Below are 19,995 nucleotides of genomic sequence, written 5' to 3'. Positions count from 1 at the left end.
CGAGCGGCGTTTTAGTATCTGGAAATCGATTGTTGGTCACGAATAACCACGAATAACGTCACGGGCGGTGCCAGGTCGCGCCGCCCTCAAGCTAAGGTTGAAGATGATGCGGAGCAAGGTGACAGGTGCGCAGCGTTGGGTCGTGAAGATCGGCAGCGCTTTGCTGACGGCGGACGGCAAGGGTCTGGATCGCGCGGCAATGGGTGTCTGGGTTGAACAGATGGTGGCCTTGCATGAGGCGGGTGTCGAGCTGGTGCTTGTGTCCTCCGGGGCGGTGGCGGCCGGCATGAGCCGTCTGGGCTGGACCGCTCGACCCAGTGCGATGCACGAGCTTCAGGCCGCTGCAGCTATTGGTCAGATGGGCTTGGTGCAGGCCTGGGAATCGAGCTTTGCCGAGCATGGTCGGCACACTGCGCAGATTCTCCTGACCCACGATGACCTGTCCGACCGCAAGCGCTACCTGAACGCTCGCAGCACCTTGCGCGCGCTGGTTGAGCTGAAAGTGATTCCGGTGATCAACGAGAATGACACTGTGGTCACCGATGAAATCCGTTTCGGCGACAACGATACGCTTGCGGCGCTGGTTGCCAACCTGGTCGAGGCTGACTTGCTGGTGATCCTCACGGATCGTGATGGCATGTTCGATGCTGATCCGCGCAATAACCCGGATGCCCAGCTGATTTACGAAGCGCGTGCCGATGATCCGGCGCTTGATGCGGTGGCGGGTGGTACGGGTGGTGCGCTGGGGCGTGGCGGTATGCAGACCAAGTTGCGTGCTGCACGTCTGGCAGCCCGTTCCGGTGCGCATACGATCATTGTGGGTGGGCGCCTTGAGCGCGTGCTGGATCGCCTCAAGGCGGGCGAGCGCATCGGCACCCTGCTGTCGCCGGAGCGCGGCATGCTGGCTGCGCGCAAGCAATGGCTGGCTGGGCATCTGCAGACCCGTGGCACCCTGGTGCTGGATGCGGGTGCGGTGACGGCATTGTCCCAAGGTAACAAGAGTTTGTTGCCGGTCGGGGTCAAGCTGGTCCAGGGCAGTTTCCGCCGAGGTGAAATGGTGGTGTGTGTTGCGCCGGACGGTCGGGAAATTGCCCGTGGGCTGGCTAACTACAGCGCGCTGGAAGCGCAAAAAATCATCGGTCAGTCGTCTGAGGCGATAGTCGGCCTGCTGGGCTATATGGCGGAGCCCGAGCTGATTCATCGCGATAACCTGATTCTGGTCTGAAAGGAATATTGAATGCGCGTGGCAAAAGGATTGTTGGGCTTGCTGTTGGCGATGCCTCTGCTGGCCTCCGCTGAAGAGATTGGTCAGGTGTCGACGGTGTTCAAGTTCGTCGGGCCGAATGACCGGATCGTCGTCGAGGCGTTTGATGACCCCAAGGTGGACGGTGTGACTTGCTACCTGTCGCGCGCCAAGACCGGTGGCGTGAAGGGTGGGCTTGGGCTGGCCGAGGATCGTGCCGAGGCGTCCATTGCGTGTCGCCAGGTAGGGCCGATCAGCTTCAAGGGGGAGTTGAAGGATGGTGACGAGGTGTTCAAGGAGCGCACGTCGCTGGTCTTCAAGACCATGCAGGTGGTGCGATTCCTCGACAAGAAGCGCAATACACTGGTGTATCTGGTGTACAGCGATCGTTTGATCGAGGGCAGTCCACAGAATGCGGTGACGGCGATTCCGATTTTGCCGTGGGCGCACGCTCAATAGATTCGCGAAAGTTGAATTGTGAGCTGCTGTGTTATGAGGGGGCTTGTGTGGCGAGGGGGCTTGCCCCCGTTGGGTTGCGAAGCAGCCCCAAGACAGCCCCAAAGTAGGCCTACTCCGTAGTCCAGCGGGGGCAAGCCCCCTCGCCACAAAAGCCTGAATGCAGGGTTTTTGTGGCTGGCTCCTTAATCGCAGGCAATAAAAAACCGACCCTGAGGTCGGTTTTTTAATGAGCGCGTCGCTTAGGCAGCAGCGGCAACGCTCAAGGCCTTAACGTGGCCATTCAGACGGCTCTTATGACGAGCAGCCTTGTTCTTGTGGATGATGCCTTTATCGGCCATACGGTCGATAACTGGCACAGCCAGAACGTAAGCAGCTTGAGCTTTTTCAGCGTCTTTTGCGTCGATGGCCTTAACTACATTCTTGATGTAGGTACGAACCATGGAACGCAGGCTGGCGTTGTGGCTGCGACGCTTCTCAGCCTGTTTTGCACGTTTTTTGGCGGAAGGTGAGTTGGCCACCGTCGAGCTCCTCGAAAGACTTTTTAGGAAATAGCAAACAAAATAGGCCGCGAATCATGCCGATGAGTTGAGGTCTTGTCAAGGGCGGAGGAGACGTTCCGCTAAGTGGTAGGTCCCGACCCCATGAAAACTACTGCGCTCGACAATACTGCGTTGAAAACAGGCTCGGAATGCTCATTGACCGCGGTCAACTCCGCTTTCTCGCCTGTTTTCGCCTTGTCTTGCCTTCGCTCGTGACGTTTTCATGGGGTCGGTGGCCATGGATATTTCTTTCCGGCGTGCGACCTGTAAACTCGCGAGCTTTGGCTCTGTGCTGTTGCGGCGCGGAGTATCGCATAAGTAGGCGCCCAGTTCGCCTGCTGTTTATCGACAGGCACAAACTCTTTCAATGAATCTGCTCAAATCGTTGGCCGCCGTCAGCTCTATCACGATGCTTTCCCGGATTTTGGGGTTTGTTCGTGACACCCTCATTGCGCGCACATTTGGCGCGGGAATGGCGACCGACGCCTTCTTTATCGCCTTCAAATTGCCCAATCTGCTGAGGCGAATCTTCGCTGAAGGGGCATTTTCCCAGGCATTTGTGCCGATTCTGGCCGAATACAAAAGCCAGCAGGGCGATGAGGCCACGCGAACCTTCATTGCCTACGTCTCGGGCCTGCTGACACTGGTGCTGGCGCTGGTCACGGCGCTGGGCATGATCGCCGCACCCTGGGTCATCTGGGTCACAGCGCCGGGATTCACCGACACACCGGAAAAATTCGAACTGACCACCAGTCTGCTGCGGGTGACCTTCCCCTATATCTTGCTGATTTCCCTGTCTTCGCTGGCCGGCGCGATCCTCAACACCTGGAACCGCTTTTCTGTGCCGGCGTTCGTGCCAACCTTGCTCAACGTCAGCATGATCATCTTTGCACTGTTCCTGACGCCTTACTTCGATCCACCGGTAATGGCGCTCGGCTGGGCGGTGTTGGTGGGTGGTCTGGCGCAATTGCTTTATCAGCTGCCGCACCTGAAAAAGATCGGCATGCTGGTATTGCCGCGCCTGAACCTGCGCGATACCGGGGTCTGGCGGGTAATGAAACAGATGTTGCCGGCGATTCTCGGGGTATCGGTGAGCCAGATTTCACTGATCATCAACACGATTTTTGCTTCGTTTCTGGTCGCCGGCTCCGTGTCCTGGATGTATTACGCCGACCGCTTGATGGAATTGCCATCCGGTGTGTTGGGCGTGGCGTTGGGTACGATTCTGCTGCCAACCCTGGCCAAGACCTACGCCAGCAAGGACCGCCATGAATACTCGCGCATCCTCGACTGGGGCTTGCGCCTGTGCTTTGTATTGGTACTGCCATGCTCGCTGGCCCTGGGGATTCTCGCGGAGCCGCTGACCGTTTCGCTGTTCCAGTACGGCCAGTTCAATGCCTTTGATGCCTCCATGACCCAGCGTGCGTTGATCGCTTATTCCGTCGGTTTGCTCGGGATTATTGTGATCAAGGTGCTGGCCCCAGGCTTTTATGCGCAACAAAACATCCGTACGCCGGTAAAAATTGCGATCTTTACCCTGGTCGTCACCCAGCTGTTCAACCTGATGCTGATCGGCCCGCTGGCCCATGCTGGCCTTGCGCTAGCGATCAGTGCCGGTGCCTGCCTTAACGCGGGGCTGCTGTTCTACCAGCTGCGCAAGCAGCAGATGTACCAGCCGCAACCGGGCTGGGCGAAGTTCGGCCTCAAGCTGCTGGTTGCGGTGGCGGTAATGTCAGCGGTCCTGCTCGGCGCGATGCATTTCATGCCGGCTTGGGACCAAGGGCATATGCTTGAGCGGTTCCTGCGTCTGGGAGCGTTGGTGGCTGCGGGTGTGGTGAGTTATTTCGGCATGTTAGTGTTGATGGGCTTCCGTCTGCGCGACTTCAATCGCAAGGCGTTGAGCTGAGGTTCAGGCTTCGATAAACATGGGCGGGCCGGCGGTTTTGTCGGCTCGATCACTTTGGGTTACGGTGTTGCCTGTCGTCGGCCGCCGGGTGTGGTTATAATCGACCACTTTATGAGCAAGAAGCGCGTTATGCAGCTGGTTCGAGGCCTCCACAATCTGCGCCCCCAGCATCGGGGCTGTGTCGCCACTATTGGCAACTTTGACGGTGTACACCGTGGCCACCAGGCTATCCTGGCGCGGCTGCGTGAGCGTGCGCTCGAGTTGGGCGTGCCCAGTTGCGTGGTGATTTTCGAACCGCAACCGCGCGAGTTTTTTGCCCCGGATACTGCGCCTGCCCGTCTGGCTCGCTTGCGGGACAAGCTGCAGCTGTTGGCTGGCGAAGGTGTCGACCGTGTGCTGTGCCTGGCGTTCAACCAGCGCCTGAGCAAACTCAGCGCCAGCGAATTCGTCGACACCATCCTGGTTGATGGCCTCGGTGTGCAGCACCTGGAGGTCGGTGACGACTTCCGTTTCGGCTGTGATCGCGTGGGGGATTTCGATTTCCTGCAACAGGCCGGCGTACTTCAGGGGTTTACCGTCGAAGCGGCGCAAACCGTCGAGCTCGACGGTATTCGCGTCAGCAGCACCCAGGTCCGCAATGCCCTGGCCGCCGCTGATTTCGCCCTGGCCGAACGCCTGCTGGGGCGGCCGTACCGGATCGCCGGGCGGGTGTTGCATGGGCAGAAGCTCGCACGGCAGTTGGGTACGCCCACCGCCAACATACAACTCAAGCGCCGTCGCGTGCCGTTCACCGGGGTGTACCTGGTCGACGTCGAGATCGACGGCAGGACCTGGCCCGGCGTCGCCAATATTGGCGTGCGGCCCACGGTCCAAGGTGATGGCAAAGCCCACCTCGAAGTGCATCTTTTAGATTTTGCCGGCGATCTGTACGACCGGCGTTTAACGGTGGTTTTCCACCACAAGCTGCGTGAAGAGCAGCGTTTCGCCTCTCTGGAGGCGCTGAAAACGGCGATCAACGCGGATGTCGCCGCCGCCCGTGCACTAGCCGCACCTAGCGCCCATCGCTAATGAAGAGCCTTAAATGACCGACTATAAAGCCACGCTAAACCTTCCGGACACCGCCTTCCCAATGAAGGCCGGCCTGCCACAGCGCGAACCGCAGATTCTGCAGCGCTGGGACAGTATTGGCCTGTACGGAAAGTTGCGCGAGATTGGCAAGGATCGTCCGAAGTTCGTCCTGCACGACGGCCCTCCGTACGCCAACGGCACGATCCACATCGGTCACGCACTGAACAAGATTCTCAAGGACATGATCATCCGCTCGAAGACCCTGTCGGGCTTCGACGCGCCGTATGTTCCGGGCTGGGACTGCCACGGTCTACCGATCGAGCACAAAGTCGAAGTGACCCACGGCAAGAACCTGGGCGCGGACAAGACCCGCGAGCTGTGCCGGGCGTACGCCACCGAGCAGATCGAAGGGCAGAAATCCGAATTCATCCGTCTGGGCGTGCTGGGTGACTTCGCCAACCCGTACAAGACCATGGACTTCAAGAACGAGGCCGGTGAAATCCGTGCCCTGGCCGAGATCGTCAAGGGCGGTTTCGTGTTCAAGGGCCTCAAGCCGGTGAACTGGTGCTTTGACTGCGGTTCGGCCCTGGCTGAAGCGGAAGTCGAGTACGAGAACAAGAAGTCCTCGACCATCGACGTGGCGTTCCCGATTGCCGACGAAGCCAAACTGGCTGCCGCCTTTGGTCTGCCGACCCTGGGCAAGCCTGCTTCGATCGTGATCTGGACCACCACCCCGTGGACCATCCCGGCCAACCAGGCGCTGAACGTTCACCCGGAGTTCAACTACGCCCTGGTCGACGTTGGCGACAAACTGCTGGTGCTGGCCGAAGAGCTGGTCGAGTCGTGCCTGGCGCGTTATTCGCTGGAAGGCTCGGTGATCGCTACCGCTACCGGTTCGGACCTGGAACTGATCAATTTCCGTCACCCGTTCTACGACCGTCTGTCGCCAGTTTACCTGGCCGATTACGTTGAACTGGGCGCAGGCACTGGCGTGGTTCACTCCGCTCCGGCCTACGGCGTGGACGACTTCGTGACCTGCAAGAAATACGGCATGGTCAACGATGACATCCTCAATCCGGTACAAAGCAACGGCGTGTACGCGACCTCGCTGGAGTTCTTCGGCGGCCAGTTCATCTGGAAGGCCAACCCGGCCATCGTCGACAAGCTGACTGAAGTGGGTGCGCTGCTGCACACCACTATCATCGAACACAGCTACATGCACTGCTGGCGCCACAAGACCCCGCTGATCTACCGCGCCACCGCGCAGTGGTTCATCGGCATGGACAAGCAGCCGACCACGGGCGATACCCTGCGTCAACGCTCGCTCAAGGCCATCGAAGAGACCCAGTTCGTTCCGGCCTGGGGCCAGGCGCGCCTGCACTCGATGATTGCCAACCGTCCTGACTGGTGTATCTCCCGTCAGCGCAACTGGGGTGTGCCGATCCCGTTCTTCCTGAACAAGGAAAGCGGCGAGCTGCACCCACGTACCGTCGAGTTGATGGAAGAAGTTGCCAAGCGTGTCGAAGTCGAAGGCATCGAGGCCTGGTTCAAGCTGGACGCCACCGAGCTGCTGGGCGATGAAGCGCCACAGTACGACAAGATCAGCGATACCCTTGACGTCTGGTTCGACTCGGGTACCACCCACTGGCACGTCCTGCGCGGTTCGCACCCGATGGGCCACGAAAGCGGTCCACGCGCCGACCTGTACCTGGAAGGTTCGGACCAGCACCGTGGCTGGTTCCATTCGTCATTGCTGACCGGTTGCGCCATCGACAACCACGCGCCGTATCGCGAGCTGCTGACCCACGGTTTTACCGTCGACGAGTCCGGCCGCAAGATGTCCAAATCCCTGGGCAACGTGATCGCACCGCAGAAAGTCAACGACACTCTGGGCGCCGACATCATGCGCCTGTGGGTCGCTTCCACCGACTATTCAGGTGAGATTGCGGTTTCCGAGCAGATCCTGCAACGCAGTGCGGACGCCTACCGGCGTATCCGTAATACCGCGCGTTTCCTGCTTTCCAACCTGACCGGTTTCAACCCGGCCACCGACCTGCTGCCAGCTGAAGAAATGCTCGCGCTGGACCGTTGGGCGGTGGATCGCACCCTGTTGCTACAACGCGAGTTGCAGGAGCACTACGGCGAATACCGTTTCTGGAACGTCTACTCGAAGATCCACAACTTCTGCGTGCAGGAGCTGGGTGGTTTCTACCTGGATATCATCAAGGATCGCCAGTACACCACCGGCGCCGACAGCAAGGCCCGTCGTTCGTGCCAGACCGCGCTGTTCCACATCAGCGAAGCGCTGGTGCGCTGGATCGCGCCGATCCTGGCGTTCACCGCCGACGAGCTGTGGCAGTACCTGCCGGGCGAGCGTAACGAGTCGGTCATGCTCAACACCTGGTACGAAGGCCTGACCGAGCTGCCGGAAGGTTTCGAGCTGGGTCGCGCCTACTGGGACCGGATCATGGAAGTGAAGGTTGCAGTCAACAAAGAAATGGAAATCCAGCGCGCGGCCAAGGCCGTCGGTGGCAACCTGCAAGCCGAAGTGACGCTGTTCGCCGAAGACGATCTGAGCGCCGACCTGGCCAAGCTGAGCAACGAGTTGCGCTTCGTTCTGATCACCTCGACCGCCAGCGTTGCGCCATTGGTGCAAGCGCCGGCCGAAGCGGTGGCCACCGAAGTCAGCGGCCTCAAGCTGCAGATCGTCAAATCGGCCTTCGCCAAGTGCGCCCGTTGCTGGCACTGCCGTGAAGACGTCGGCGTGAATCCGGAGCATCCGGAAATCTGCGGCCGTTGCGTCGACAACATCAGCGGCGCCGGCGAGGTTCGTCACTATGCCTAATGCCGTTGGCCGTTTTGGACGGTTGAGCTGGCTCTGGTTGAGTTTGCTGGTACTGGTCATCGACCAGGCCAGCAAGTTCTACTTCGAAGACAGGCTCGAAATGTTCCAGCAGATCGTGATCATCCCTGATTACTTCAGCTGGACCCTGGCCTACAACACCGGCGCAGCATTCAGCTTCCTGGCCGACAGCTCCGGCTGGCAACGCTGGCTGTTTGCACTGATCGCCATAGGCGTGAGCGCAGTGCTGGTGGTATGGCTCAAGCGTCTGGGGCGCAACGAGACCTGGCTGGCGGTAGCGCTGGCACTGGTGCTGGGTGGCGCGCTGGGCAATCTGTATGACCGCATTGCCTTGGGCCATGTGATCGATTTCATTCTGGTGCATTGGCAGAATCGCTGGTATTTCCCCGCGTTCAACTTTGCCGACAGTGCAATCACTGTAGGTGCCGTCATGCTGGCACTGGATATGTTCAAAAGTAAAAAGACCGGAGAAACCGTTCATGACTGAACAGGTATTGGCTGAACAACGTATTGGCCAGAACACGGAAGTCACCTTGCATTTCGCATTGCGCCTGGAAAACGGCGACACGGTGGACAGCACCTTCGACAAAGCCCCGGCGACCTTCAAGGTCGGCGATGGCAGCCTGTTGCCAGGTTTCGAAGTGGCGCTGTTCGGTTTCAAGGCCGGTGACAAGCGCACGCTGAACATCGAGCCGGAGAACGCCTTCGGCCAGCCTAACCCGCAAAACGTACAGATCATTCCACGTTCGCAGTTCCAGGACATGGAATTGTCGCCAGGCCTGCTGGTGATCTTCAACGATGCGGCCAATACTGAATTGCCGGGCGTGGTAAAAGAGTTCGATGACGCGCAAGTGACTGTCGACTTCAACCATCCGCTTTCGGGCAAAACACTGACCTTTGACGTGGAAATCATCTCCGTCAAAGCGCTGTAACTGTTCGAATACGGTCAAATGTGGGAGCGGGCTTGTGTGGCGAGGGGGCTTGCCCCCGCTGGGGTGCGAAGCGCCCCTAAATACCGGGTGCCACAGTATCGAGTGAAAATTTAGTACTCGGTTTACGATTGCTGCGCAATCGAGCGAGGTGGTGCGGCATTCCGACAAGCCCCCTCGCCACGACAAGCTCGCTCCCACAGTGGTTTTTATTTTTTTCGCGCGCAAGACACGAGGCACAGCATGCAAATCAAACTCGCCAACCCCCGTGGCTTCTGCGCCGGTGTGGACCGTGCGATCGAAATCGTCAACCGCGCCCTGGAGGTCTTCGGACCGCCGATCTATGTGCGTCACGAAGTGGTCCATAACAAGTTCGTCGTAGAAGACCTGCGCTCCCGTGGCGCGATCTTCGTCGAGGAGCTGGATCAGGTGCCGGACGACGTCATCGTGATCTTCAGTGCCCACGGTGTTTCCCAGGCGGTGCGCAGCGAAGCAGCCGGCCGTGGCCTGAAGGTGTTCGACGCAACGTGTCCGCTGGTGACCAAGGTGCATATCGAGGTTGCGCGCTACAGCCGTGACGGCCGTGAATGCATTCTGATCGGCCACGCCGGTCACCCGGAAGTCGAAGGCACCATGGGGCAGTATGACGCCAGCAATGGTGGTGCAATCTATCTGGTCGAAGACGAGAAGGATGTCGCCAACCTGCAGGTAAACAACCCGGAGAAACTTGCATTCGTGACCCAGACCACCTTGTCCATGGACGATACCAGCCGCGTCATTGACGCACTGCGTACGCGTTTCCCGGCCATTGGTGGTCCGCGCAAGGACGACATTTGCTACGCCACGCAGAACCGTCAGGACGCGGTCAAGCAACTGGCGGACGAGTGTGATGTGGTGTTGGTGGTCGGCAGCCCGAACAGTTCCAACTCCAATCGCCTGCGCGAACTGGCCGAACGCATGGCTACGCCTGCCTACCTGATCGACGGTGCGGAGGACCTGCAGCAGAGCTGGTTCGACGGAGTCGAGCGCATCGGCATCACCGCTGGCGCATCAGCGCCGGAGGTTCTGGTGCGCGGGGTGATCCAGCAGTTGCAGGCCTGGGGCGCTACCGGTGCCGACGAACTGGCTGGGCGCGAGGAGAACATCACCTTTTCCATGCCTAAAGAGTTACGCGTTCGTACGCTGCTCTAAGGCTTTGTCCCTCCCGCGCATAACGGCTGTTCTGCCTTGTCGTTGCGCAGGCTGACGCGGCCGCTTGGGGCCAGTACTACCTGATACTGACTCAGCGGTTCGCGTGCAGCGCAAATATGCAAAGTCCCCGCTTGAAAACCGCCGCCGGTAAACCGCGGCACGCCCGCCCCGTTGAACCGTACGTAACTTTTGACCGGCCTGTTGCCGGCAATGGGGACTTGTGCCGCACTCTGGCGTTCGCTCAGCAGCGGATTGTCGCGGTCCGTATGCCCCTTGCCGCTAATATCCAGAATCATCCGCCAACCCTGGCCCCAGTCGTCGTTGATAGCGTGAATCACCACTGCCTGGTTGCGCACAACCGCTTCGGTTCTGGCGGTGCGTATGCCACTGAACAGGGACTGCGCAGCCTGTTCCCGGTAGCTCGACGCCGTGAGGGTGGCGTATGCCGGGCTGACCAGAAGCAGAACAATTCCGCCAATTGTCAGTCCCATGAGCAGTTCGATCAGGCTGAATCCTCGTTGATGCATGACATCTGCCTCCCTGGCGTGCCTTGGCCTGCGCGATCCTTGCGCAAGCAATGAGAAAACCCGACTTCCACCCGCCCATTATTTTGGCGAGCAACTGCAGGTATAGCCGACGGTAACCGAGGGCAACGATGGATCTTCGTACAAAGGGTTTCACACTGATCGAGTTGCTGATCGCGCTCGCGATCCTGTCGATCATGATCACCCTGGCAGCCCCGGCGTTCAGTCGATCAGCGCAGATCGCCCGAGCGGATACCGAAATCGGCGATCTGCAACGAGGCCTGAATTTCGCCCGTATCGAGGCGATCAATCGCGGCACCACGACGCGGGTTCGCCCGACGTTCAGTCGCGGCGTCTGGAGCGGCGAGCTGACGATTTATGAAGCTAGCGGCACCTTGGTCAATGTGTTGCGGGTTGTTCCGGTGATGAGCAGCGGTGCAACGGTGACGCTAACCTCAGGAGTGACCGAGATCGATTTCAACAATCTGGGCGGGCTGTCTTCATCGTCCAGGGCGGTGGTGATCAGCTATGTATTGGGGACACAAAGCAGGATGCTGAGTGTGTGTTTGAACGGACGAATCGAATTGGCTGGAAGTTGCGGATGAAAGCATGGAGCAAGCGTACACAGGAAGGAATGACGCTGATTGAAGTACTGGTTGCGTTGGTGATCCTGGGAGTCGGGTTGCTGGGTGCGGCAGCGTTTCAGCTCAATGCGTTGAAATACACCGACAGCTCGCGCATGACCAGCCAGGCCAGTTTTATCGCCTACGACATGCTGGACCGCATTCGTGCCAACTCCACCGCTGACTACACGGTTAATCCACCCAGCTCGGGCAATCCGGGTGTGGCCCGGGACCAGGATCTGTACGACTTCAATTCCAATATCGTGAATTTCGGCGGCCCCAGTGCCACGGGCAGCATCACCCTCAGCCAGCGGGTGTACACCATCACCATTGAGTGGGACGACTGGCGGGCAGCCAATGCGGCCGATTCGCGACGCAGTTATGTCTTGTCCAGCCGCACTGCCGTTGACCCGGTGGCGGCGCCATGAACCGTCACAACCAAGGCTTCGGCCTCATCGAGTTGCTGATTGCCCTGGCACTGAGCCTGGTCGTGGTGCTGGGCGTTGTGCAGGTGTTTATTGCGGCCAAAAACACTTATCTCAGCCAGAACGCTGCCGCCGAGATGCAGGAAGACGCGCGTTTTGTGCTGAGCAAAATGATTCAGGAGATCCGCATGGTCGGCATGTTTGGCTGCCTGGGGGCGATTACCGATGCTAGCGAGAAAGGTGACTTCAAGGCCAGCCAGGCGACGCCGATCAGGTGGGATAACGCCAGCCAGACGCTGACCCTGGTGACCGCGGATGTTGGCAACCAGGGCGGGAAGCCGACCTGGACCGTTATATCCGACTGTTTGAACAGTGCGACGGCCTACAGTAACGCGCGGGCACCTGGATCGGGACAGCTGGCGTTTCCGGTCCGGCGGCTGGTTTACAGTTTCAGCAACAATCAATTGATGATGGGTATCGGGACGGAATCGCCGCAGGTATTGGTGAACAACGTCAGTGCTTTGAGCGTGAGCTTCGGTGTTGCCAGTTCCAATACCGACCTGGCCGCATCCAGTTACAGCGAAAATCCGTCGGATCCCGCGCGAATACGCAGCGTTCGCCTTGCGCTGACGCTTTTCGATCCGAACCAACGGGTGAGCAGCCAAACCTTCAACGTGGTTGCCGCGTTGCGCAACCGGTTGCCATGAGGGGAGATGCATGACAAGGAATCCCCAGCGGGGCATGGCCCTTCTGGTCAGCCTGGTATTTCTGCTGATGTTGACGCTTATCGGTATCTCATCCATGCAGAACGCTACCCTGCAGGAAAAAATGGCCGGCAGCGTGGCTCTGCGCAACCATTCATTTCAGGGCGCTGAAGCGGCATTGCGGGTAGGCGAAAGTACGGTGCAACGGGACAGCTATTCGTTACCTGTTTGCAGTGGCGCCAGTCACTGCGCGCCGCCCGCGGAGTCGGCGACTATCACCGCTGGCGGCCACAATCCTGGCTCGGGGGTGACCTGGGTCGCTACCGGAACAGGCTTTTACGCAGTGCAAAACCTGGGTGCCACCCGGACTGCGGTGAATGTGCCGATCAACACCCCGGCAACCTTGTACCGCGTCACGGCGGTGGGCATCGCGGGCAATTCGCGCAGCGTGGTAGAGAGTATATATGCGAAGTATTGAACGCCGGGCCGGGGGCTTGTCAGGATTGTGCGCAATGGTTCTGGGGCTATGCCTGTCGCCTGCGGCCTATGCGCTTGCGCCGCCAGAAGAGCCCGCCCTGGACCGCAATCGCTGCCTGGCGGGTGGTTACTGGTACGGCTTCTATCGGGACAAATCATTGCTGACGCCCATCTGCCTGAAGCTGCCTGCTGCTATCAGCGGTAAGATACTCGACAGCAATGGAGATGGGGTTGTCGATAACATCGACGCGATTTCCAGCGGGGTGGTCTACATCGGCGATAATCCGCCCCGCAGCGACACCGACGATGGTATGCCAGCAGTCGGACACGAGGCTGATGGCGATATTCCGCCATCGGGGGATGATTCCGGCGGCAGCCGTCGCATCATGTGGCGACAAATACAGTAAGTGAGAGTTGAGGCATGCATAGATTCAACCGCGGTTTTACCCTGATCGAAATCATGATCGTGATTGCGATCATCGGGATTGTCATGACCATAGCCGCCCCGAGCTTCACCGAGTACCTGAACAAGGGCCGCCGGACAGAAGTAGCCGGCCTGCTTTCGGAACAGGCGCAGATCCTCGAGCGCAACTACTCGAGCAAGAATGTCTACACCGATACCCCAGGTCTCAGCGCCGGCAACGACTATTACACGATTACCCAGACGTTGACCGACCAGACGTTCCTGCTCACAGCCGTGCGCAAGCCGGGCACTGGCATGGCCGAAGACAAGTGCGGTGATTTCACCCTGGCCAACACGGGAGTCCGTGGCATGGTCAACGCAAAGGATGGCCTGACCACCAAGGACTGCTGGGGGCGCTGAATTACTTTTTCGGGCGCCATTTGCGCCCTCTGTCTACTTAACGGTTGGATCAGAATATGACCAGGCAACAGCAAGTGGTGATTGTCGGCGGCGGGGTGATCGGTCTGCTCACGGCATTCAATCTCGCGTCCGAAGTGCAGAGCGTTGTGCTGCTGGACCGCTCGAACGTCGGTCAGGAATCTTCCTGGGCCGGTGGCGGCATCGTCTCGCCGCTTTACCCGTGGCGCTACAGCCCGGCGGTCACCGCACTGGCGCACTGGTCCCAGGACTTTTATCCACAGCTGGGTGAGCGGCTGTTCGCCGCGACCGGGGTTGATCCCGAAGTGCATACCACGGGTCTGTACTGGCTGGATCTGAACGACGAGGCCGAGGCGCTGGCCTGGGCGCTTCGGGAAAACCGTCCATTGCGGACCGTGGATCTGTCGGCGGTGCATGACGCCGTGCCGGTGCTGGGCAGTGGTTTTTCCCGGGCGATCCATATGGCCGATGTGGCCAACGTGCGCAATCCGCGCCTGGTGAAATCCCTCAAGGCGGCATTGCTCGCGTTGCCCAACGTGACGATTCATGAGCAGTGCGAAGTCAGCGGGTTCATTCGTGATGGCGATACCGTCGTTGGCGTGCAGACAACGGCAGGCGTTATCCGCGGTGATCAAGTCGTGTTGACCGCGGGTGCCTGGAGCGGCGATTTGCTCAAAACTCTCGATCTCTCATTGCCGGTCGAGCCGGTCAAGGGGCAGATGATTCTCTACAAGTGTGCGGCGGACTTCCTGCCCAGCATGGTCCTGGCAAAGGGCCGTTATGCGATCCCTCGTCGCGACGGACACATCCTGATCGGCAGTACCCTGGAGCATGAAGGCTTCGACAAGACGCCTACCGAGTCCGCCCTGGAAAGCCTCAAGGCTTCTGCGGTGGAGTTGATACCGGCACTGGCCGGCGCCGAAGTGGTCGGGCATTGGGCCGGGTTGCGGCCAGGATCACCAGAAGGCATTCCTTACATCGGCAGGGTGCCAGGGTTTGACGGGCTCTGGCTCAATTGCGGGCATTATCGCAACGGTCTGGTGCTGGCACCGGCCTCGTGCCAATTGTTTGCCGACGTGATGCTGGGCAGGGCGCCGATCATTGATCCGGCGGCGTATGCGCCGGCCGGGCGGATCTGAAGCCGGATCAAAAGATTGTCCGAACGCGGCCCGAGCCTGCGGCAGTTCCTGTAAGGGGGCGCAGGCTGTGATCTTTTTTGGGGTCAATCCAGTCCCAGTTTCTTCAACCTGTAACGCATCGACCGAAACGACACACTCAATCGCTGCGCAGCCGCCGTGCGGTTCCAGCGGGTCTCCTCCAGTGCCTGGAGGAGGAGTTGGCGTTCGACGTTTTCCAGATAGGTCTGCAGATTGTCGATCTGCGTCAGGTCCGGGATGCCGCCCTCGGCTGTGCAGTTACCTTCGGCGAGACGCAAGTCGCCGGCTTCTATCAGCTGGTTCTCGCACAGCGTATGGGCCCGTTCGAGCATGTTTTCCAGTTCCCGCACATTGCCCGGAAAGCGATAGCTTTTCAGCGCGGCGAGGGCTTGCGGGTGGAGTCTGGCGGCGGGCTGCGCGGTCGTGGTGGCCAGGCGTTTGAGCATGCAGCTTGCCAGCGCTTCAATGTCATCGCGGCGCTCGCGCAAAGGCGGGACCCGCAGCTCAATCACGTTCAGGCGGTAGTAGAGATCCTGTCGAAAGCGGCCGGCGGCGACCTCGGCGTCGAGGTCTTTGTGGGTGGCGCAAAGGATGCGTACATCGACCACGGTTTCCTGTTGCCCGCCGACGCTGCGCACCGATTTTTCCGCAATGGCGCGCAGCAGTTTGACCTGCATCGCCAGCGGCAAGTCGGCCACCTCGTCGAGAAGCAGGGTGCCGCCATGAGCCGCCTGGAACAGGCCGGGCTTGTCCTCAATGGCGCCGCTGAAACTGCCTTTGCGATGGCCGAAAAACTCGCTTTCCATCAAATCCGCCGGAATGGCCCCGCAATTGATCGCAATGAACGGTTGTTTGGCGCGCAGGCCTTGATCATGAATCAGGCGCGCCACCAACTCCTTGCCGCTACCGGATTCGCCGCTGATGTACACCGGTGCCTGGCTGCGAGCCAGCTTGGCGATGTGCTTGCGCAGAGTGCGCATGGGCGCCGAGTCGCCCAGCAGGCGCCGATTGATGGCTGTGGGAGGATTGGGAAGCAAGAGAGTAGCGCTGATGAGTTCTCGCAGGCGAGTGAGGTCTACCGGTTTGGTCAGGAAATCGAAAGCACCGGCCTTGAGTGCGTTGATTGCGGTATCGAGGCTGCCGTAAGCGGTGATCATGGCCACCGGTAATTGTGGGTGGCGTTGCTGAATATGTTGCACCAGCGCAAGGCCGGTGCCATCCGGCAGGTGCATGTCGGTCAGGCACAGGTCGAAATTCACCCGTCTCAGAAGACTCAGCGCCTCGGTCAGGTTGCGGGCGCTGAATGTCTCGAGTTTCATCCGTCCCAGGGTTATTTCCAGGAGTTCGCGAATGTCCGGCTCGTCGTCGACGACCAGAACCTTTTGTCGGGCGCTCATGTTCAACTTTGGTTCCATCCGTGGGCAAAGGTGATGAGAAAACAGGCGCCATCCTGGCGCGGTTCGAAGGTTGGGGGAGACCGGTTGCTTGCGCAAGGCTCATGGAGCAGTTGCAGGATGTCTTCGATTACCCGATTCATGCGCTGAGGTGGTCTTGAATAATCTGCGTCAGACGTCGATCTGCGCCTTCAGTTCCTCCCCCTCGCGCAATAGCTGTGCGCAGTGACTGATGGTCGTGGGGGTCAGCGGTTGCTGGAGCCAGGGCCCTGTTCCAGATGCGCCTGGCTGCAGTACCACTGTTGTTCGAGACTCAATGCGCGATCCCGGGGCAGATGCACTCCGCAATGGGCGCAACGGACCATGGGGGCCGCGTCCCGCTCGGCCGGGGACCTGGGGGCCGAATTCTGACCCTTGAACTTGCGCCAGAACCATACCGCAGCGGCAATCAGGGCGATCCAGAACAATAAACGAAGCATGGTGAGCTGCTTTTTGAATGATGATGCGGCAGTTTAGCCAAGGACGTGCCGGGCGCACAGCCTAATAAGATGCTGAAATAAAAAGGGAGGGGCAGGGGGGAATGCCGAGCAGGTAGGGGCAATACTTGAGGGAGTGAACTTTTGTGGCGAGGGGGCTTGCCCCTGCTGGGTCGCGAAGCGGCCCGAAAAAACAGGACTGCTGCGAAGTCCAGCGGGGGCAAGCCCCCTCACCACAAAGGCTCGCTCCTTCAGGATACGTTTCGAAATATCAGTCGAACACGCCAAAGGTCATGTAGCTGAACCACGAACGGTCCTCGTTGTTGCCTTCGGCTTCCTGATTTTCTTCCTCGATCACTTCGCCATTGCTGTCTTTAGGCTTGAGTTCGCTCGGGATCGCGTCCTTGGCGTCCTGGTACTGCCTCTGCACGTCCTGGTTGGCGCGGGTTTCTCCCGGCGGCAGCGGCGGACGGGATTCGATCAGGCCCAGGGTCGCCTTGCTCATCCACGAACGGTTGTCGGCTTCGGCCACCGACGGAACGAACTGGCCGTCCTCCAGGCTTGGGTGATCCGGGTAGTTGAGCTTCAGGGTTTCCAGGCTGGTCGCGGCCAGGTCATCCAGGTGCAGACGCTGGTAAGCCTCGGTCATGACCGCCAGGCCGTCACCGACCGATGGGGTTTCCTGGAAGTTTTCCACGACATAACGACCACGGTTCGCCGCGGCGACATAGGCCTGACGGGTCAGGTAGTAGTCGGCAACGTGAATTTCGTAGGCGGCCAGCAGGTTGCGCAGGTAGATCATGCGCTGCTTGGCGTCCGGCGCGTAGCGGCTGTTCGGGAAGCGGCTGGTCAGCTGGGCGAACTCGTTGTAGGAGTCGCGGGCGGCGCCCGGGTCACGCTTGGTCATGTCCAGCGGCAGGAAACGCGCCAGCAGGCCGACGTCCTGGTCGAAAGATGTCAGACCCTTGAGGTAGTACGCGTAATCCACGTTCGGATGCTGTGGGTGCAGGCGAATGAAACGCTCCGCAGCGGACTTGGCAGCCTCTGGCTCAGTGTTCTTGTAGTTGGCGTAGATCAGTTCGAGTTGAGCCTGGTCAGCATAACGACCGAACGGATAGCGCGACTCCAGAGCCTTCAGCTTGGTGATGGCACTGGTGTAGCTACTATTGTCCAGGTCGGCTTGAGCCTGTTGGTACAGCTCGACTTCACTGAGGTTTTCGTCTACGACTTCCTTCGATGAGCAAGCAGCGGTCAATGCGAGGATGGCGATCAGCAGCAGGTGTTTCACTTGCATGGCGGCTTGCGTCCCTATGACGGCCGCTGTCTTGGGCGAGGCCGTCCTGTTATGATGAGCGCCCCGTTGAATAGCCTCGGGGCAAAAGACGCCGTATTTAACCACAAGCGCGCAGCCGAAACCAAAGGCTGTGCCGACGCCTAGTCTGAGCATGTCCGATAAAATTGAACTTCGCGCAGAGGTGCCGTCCGAATTGGGCGGCCAACGCCTCGATCAAGTCGCCGCACAATTATTCGCTGAGCACTCGCGCTCGCGCCTTTCCGCCTGGATCAAAGACGGCCGCCTGACTGTGGATGGGGCGGTTATCCGCCCGCGAGACATCGTTCACGGTGGTGCCATCCTTGAGTTGACTGCCGAGCAGGAAGCTCAGGGCGAATGGGTCGCTCAAGATATTGCCCTGGACATCGTCTACGAAGACGACGACATCCTGGTGATCAACAAGCCCGCGGGCCTGGTGGTGCATCCGGCTGCCGGTCACGCCGATGGCACCTTGCTCAATGCCCTGCTGCACCACGTGCCGGACATCATCAACGTGCCCCGCGCCGGTATCGTGCATCGCCTGGACAAGGACACCACCGGTCTGATGGTGGTGGCCAAGACCATTCAGGCGCAGACGCAGCTTGTCACTCAATTGCAGAGCCGTAGTGTCAGCCGGATCTACGAGTGCATCGTGATTGGTGTGGTCACCGCTGGCGGCAAGATCAACGCGCCAATCGGTCGTCACGGCCAGCAACGTCAGCGCATGGCAGTCATGGAAGGCGGCAAGCAAGCCGTCAGCCACTACCGCGTGCTCGAGCGTTTCCGCTCCCACACTCACGTGCGGGTGAAGCTGGAAACAGGTCGTACCCACCAGATTCGCGTGCACATGGCGCACATCAACTACCCGTTGGTCGGAGATCCTGCCTACGGCGGTCGTTTCCGTATCCCGCCGGCAGCCAACCCAACCATGGTCGAGTCGCTGAAAAACTTCCCGCGTCAGGCGCTGCATGCGCGTTTCCTGGAACTGGATCATCCGACCACCGGCAAGCGCATGAGCTGGGAATCACCGTTGCCGGAAGATTTCGTCTGGTTGCTGACCCTGCTCAAGCAAGATCGTGAGGCGTTCATCGGATGAGTGACTGGCTGATTCCCGACTGGCCCGCGCCGGCCGGGGTAAAAGCCTGTGTCACCACCCGGGCGGGCGGCGTCAGTCTGGCGCCGTTCGACAGCCTCAATCTAGGCGATCATGTCGACGACAGCCCTGAAGCTGTGGCCGAGAATCGCCGTCGTCTGACCGATCATTTCGCCATTCAACCGGCCTGGCTGCAGCAGGTCCACGGCATTGTCGTGGCCCATGCCCATCCAGGCCGAGTGGTTGCGGCCGACGCCAGTTGGACCGCAACGCCAGGCATCGCCTGTGCGGCCATGACCGCCGATTGCCTGCCTGCGCTGTTCTGCGACCGTGCCGGTACTCGCGTCGCGGCAGCTCATGCCGGTTGGCGCGGGCTGGCTGCAGGGGTGCTGGAAGCCACCCTCGACAGCCTGGCCGTGCCTCCTGCCGAAGTAATGGTCTGGCTCGGCCCGGCCATTGGACCCCAAGCCTTTGAAGTCGGCCCGGAAGTGCGCGAGACCTTCGTCGAGCAGTTACCGCAGGCTGCTGAAGCTTTTGTGCCCAGTCCCAACGCCGGCAAGTTCATGGCTGACATCTATATGCTCGCGCGTCTGCGCCTGGCGGCTCGCGGTGTAACCGCTGTTTACGGTGGCGGTTTCTGCACCGTGACCGATCCTCGCTTCTTTTCCTATCGCCGCGCCCCTCGCACTGGCCGATTCGCCTCCTTGATCTGGCTCGAACGCTAGACTCAGTTGATCTACATCAACGTCACGACGCTTGAAACTCCCGGAA

The 19,995-nt window shown here is 59.9% G+C and carries 21 protein-coding genes and 2 pseudogenes; 17 read left to right on the top strand and 6 right to left on the bottom strand.

Translation table 11 applies throughout. The annotated features are described in order from the left end of the window. Positions 1-106: 106 nt before the first annotated feature. The gene (gene proB / locus KW839_RS24590) at positions 107-1,225 is read left to right on the top strand and encodes a glutamate 5-kinase (RefSeq protein WP_060543337.1); all 1,119 of its coding nucleotides are present in this window, start codon (positions 107-109) and stop codon (positions 1,223-1,225) included. Positions 1,226-1,237: 12 nt separating this feature from the next. Further along, positions 1,238-1,702 carry a CreA family protein gene (locus tag KW839_RS24585; protein WP_008022496.1) on the top strand — a complete coding sequence of 155 codons (465 nt, stop codon included), beginning with the start codon at positions 1,238-1,240 and terminating at the stop codon, positions 1,700-1,702. A 239-nt stretch (positions 1,703-1,941) separates the two neighbouring features. Here KW839_RS24585 and rpsT read toward each other — a convergent pair whose 3' ends face one another. Continuing rightward, on the bottom strand, positions 1,942-2,220 hold the full coding sequence (gene rpsT / locus KW839_RS24580; RefSeq protein ID WP_060543338.1) for a 30S ribosomal protein S20: 279 nt from the start codon (positions 2,218-2,220) through the stop codon (positions 1,942-1,944). 388 nt (positions 2,221-2,608) lie between these two features. On the opposite strand from rpsT, the gene murJ reads away from it, so the two are divergent. The 6 genes from murJ to ispH all read left to right on the top strand — a co-directional run bounded on the left by murJ (position 2,609) and on the right by ispH (position 10,198). Further along, the gene (gene murJ / locus KW839_RS24575) at positions 2,609-4,147 is read left to right on the top strand and encodes a murein biosynthesis integral membrane protein MurJ (RefSeq protein ID WP_060543339.1); all 1,539 of its coding nucleotides are present in this window, start codon (positions 2,609-2,611) and stop codon (positions 4,145-4,147) included. A 129-nt stretch (positions 4,148-4,276) separates the two neighbouring features. Beyond that, complete coding sequence (gene ribF / locus KW839_RS24570; RefSeq protein ID WP_060543340.1) at positions 4,277-5,215, top strand: bifunctional riboflavin kinase/FAD synthetase; 939 nt, start codon at positions 4,277-4,279, stop codon at positions 5,213-5,215. 13 nt (positions 5,216-5,228) lie between these two features. Then, positions 5,229-8,060 carry an isoleucine--tRNA ligase gene (gene ileS, locus KW839_RS24565; protein WP_060543341.1) on the top strand — a complete coding sequence of 944 codons (2,832 nt, stop codon included), beginning with the start codon at positions 5,229-5,231 and terminating at the stop codon, positions 8,058-8,060. Beyond that, the gene (gene lspA, locus KW839_RS24560; protein WP_218425732.1) at positions 8,053-8,565 is read left to right on the top strand and encodes a signal peptidase II; all 513 of its coding nucleotides are present in this window, start codon (positions 8,053-8,055) and stop codon (positions 8,563-8,565) included. Before ileS ends, lspA begins: the two co-directional genes overlap by 8 nt. Before the next feature lie 7 nt (positions 8,566-8,572). Next, positions 8,573-9,010, top strand: coding sequence for an FKBP-type peptidyl-prolyl cis-trans isomerase (fkpB, locus tag KW839_RS24555; RefSeq protein ID WP_177336994.1), 438 nt, complete (start codon positions 8,573-8,575; stop codon positions 9,008-9,010). Between the two features lie 240 nt (positions 9,011-9,250). Further along, a complete protein-coding gene (ispH, locus tag KW839_RS24550) occupies positions 9,251-10,198 on the top strand; it encodes a 4-hydroxy-3-methylbut-2-enyl diphosphate reductase (protein WP_060543344.1) in 948 nt (315 codons plus the stop codon). On the opposite strand, the pseudogene KW839_RS24545 reads toward ispH, so the two are convergent. Continuing rightward, positions 10,167-10,725, bottom strand: a pseudogene (locus tag KW839_RS24545) (GspH/FimT family pseudopilin). The gene ispH and the pseudogene KW839_RS24545 overlap by 32 nt on opposite strands. 128 nt (positions 10,726-10,853) lie before the next feature. Between KW839_RS24545 and KW839_RS24540 the strand changes: the two are divergent. From KW839_RS24540 to thiO, 7 genes are read left to right on the top strand one after another with little or no spacing between them, the layout of a single operon-like run. Further along, complete coding sequence (locus KW839_RS24540; RefSeq protein WP_218425730.1) at positions 10,854-11,327, top strand: GspH/FimT family pseudopilin; 474 nt, start codon at positions 10,854-10,856, stop codon at positions 11,325-11,327. Next, positions 11,324-11,773 (top strand): type IV pilus modification protein PilV, encoded by a 450-nt coding sequence (gene pilV, locus KW839_RS24535; protein ID WP_218425729.1) that lies wholly within the window; start codon positions 11,324-11,326, stop codon positions 11,771-11,773. Before KW839_RS24540 ends, pilV begins: the two co-directional genes overlap by 4 nt. Then, the gene (locus KW839_RS24530; RefSeq protein WP_218425728.1) at positions 11,770-12,477 is read left to right on the top strand and encodes a prepilin-type N-terminal cleavage/methylation domain-containing protein; all 708 of its coding nucleotides are present in this window, start codon (positions 11,770-11,772) and stop codon (positions 12,475-12,477) included. Before pilV ends, KW839_RS24530 begins: the two co-directional genes overlap by 4 nt. 10 nt (positions 12,478-12,487) lie before the next feature. After that, positions 12,488-12,952 carry a PilX N-terminal domain-containing pilus assembly protein gene (locus tag KW839_RS24525; RefSeq protein WP_218425727.1) on the top strand — a complete coding sequence of 155 codons (465 nt, stop codon included), beginning with the start codon at positions 12,488-12,490 and terminating at the stop codon, positions 12,950-12,952. Between the two features lie 34 nt (positions 12,953-12,986). After that, positions 12,987-13,358: a hypothetical protein gene (locus tag KW839_RS24520; RefSeq protein ID WP_256352824.1), complete on the top strand. Its 372-nt coding sequence runs from the start codon at positions 12,987-12,989 to the stop codon at positions 13,356-13,358. A 14-nt stretch (positions 13,359-13,372) separates the two neighbouring features. Beyond that, the gene (locus tag KW839_RS24515) at positions 13,373-13,774 is read left to right on the top strand and encodes a type IV pilin protein (RefSeq protein WP_060543351.1); all 402 of its coding nucleotides are present in this window, start codon (positions 13,373-13,375) and stop codon (positions 13,772-13,774) included. A gap of 56 nt (positions 13,775-13,830) precedes the next feature. Next, positions 13,831-14,931, top strand: coding sequence for a glycine oxidase ThiO (thiO, locus tag KW839_RS24510; protein WP_218425725.1), 1,101 nt, complete (start codon positions 13,831-13,833; stop codon positions 14,929-14,931). An 83-nt stretch (positions 14,932-15,014) separates the two neighbouring features. Here thiO and KW839_RS24505 read toward each other — a convergent pair whose 3' ends face one another. From KW839_RS24505 to KW839_RS24495, 4 genes and pseudogenes are all read right to left on the bottom strand, one after another. Further along, the gene (locus KW839_RS24505) at positions 15,015-16,346 is read right to left on the bottom strand and encodes a sigma-54 dependent transcriptional regulator (RefSeq protein WP_218425724.1); all 1,332 of its coding nucleotides are present in this window, start codon (positions 16,344-16,346) and stop codon (positions 15,015-15,017) included. Between the two features lie 107 nt (positions 16,347-16,453). After that, positions 16,454-16,577: pseudogene (locus KW839_RS28185) on the bottom strand (hypothetical protein); the annotation flags it as partial. Between the two features lie 11 nt (positions 16,578-16,588). Continuing rightward, positions 16,589-16,822: a PP0621 family protein gene (locus KW839_RS24500; protein WP_060543353.1), complete on the bottom strand. Its 234-nt coding sequence runs from the start codon at positions 16,820-16,822 to the stop codon at positions 16,589-16,591. 268 nt (positions 16,823-17,090) lie between these two features. Next, positions 17,091-18,113: an outer membrane protein assembly factor BamD gene (locus KW839_RS24495; RefSeq protein WP_060543354.1), complete on the bottom strand. Its 1,023-nt coding sequence runs from the start codon at positions 18,111-18,113 to the stop codon at positions 17,091-17,093. A gap of 151 nt (positions 18,114-18,264) precedes the next feature. Here KW839_RS24495 and rluD point away from each other — a divergent pair, with 151 nt between their 5' ends. Both rluD and pgeF read left to right on the top strand, forming a co-directional pair. Continuing rightward, complete coding sequence (gene rluD, locus KW839_RS24490) at positions 18,265-19,227, top strand: 23S rRNA pseudouridine(1911/1915/1917) synthase RluD (RefSeq protein WP_007990414.1); 963 nt, start codon at positions 18,265-18,267, stop codon at positions 19,225-19,227. Next, a complete protein-coding gene (pgeF, locus tag KW839_RS24485; RefSeq protein WP_218425723.1) occupies positions 19,224-19,949 on the top strand; it encodes a peptidoglycan editing factor PgeF in 726 nt (241 codons plus the stop codon). Before rluD ends, pgeF begins: the two co-directional genes overlap by 4 nt. Positions 19,950-19,995: the final 46 nt, after the last annotated feature.

It is taken from the genome of Pseudomonas sp. PDM31 (assembly GCF_019218965.1).
GTDB lineage: Bacteria > Pseudomonadota > Gammaproteobacteria > Pseudomonadales > Pseudomonadaceae > Aquipseudomonas.
Note: the sequence above shows the minus strand (reverse complement) of the source record. Positions and strands in the feature narration are given on the sequence as shown.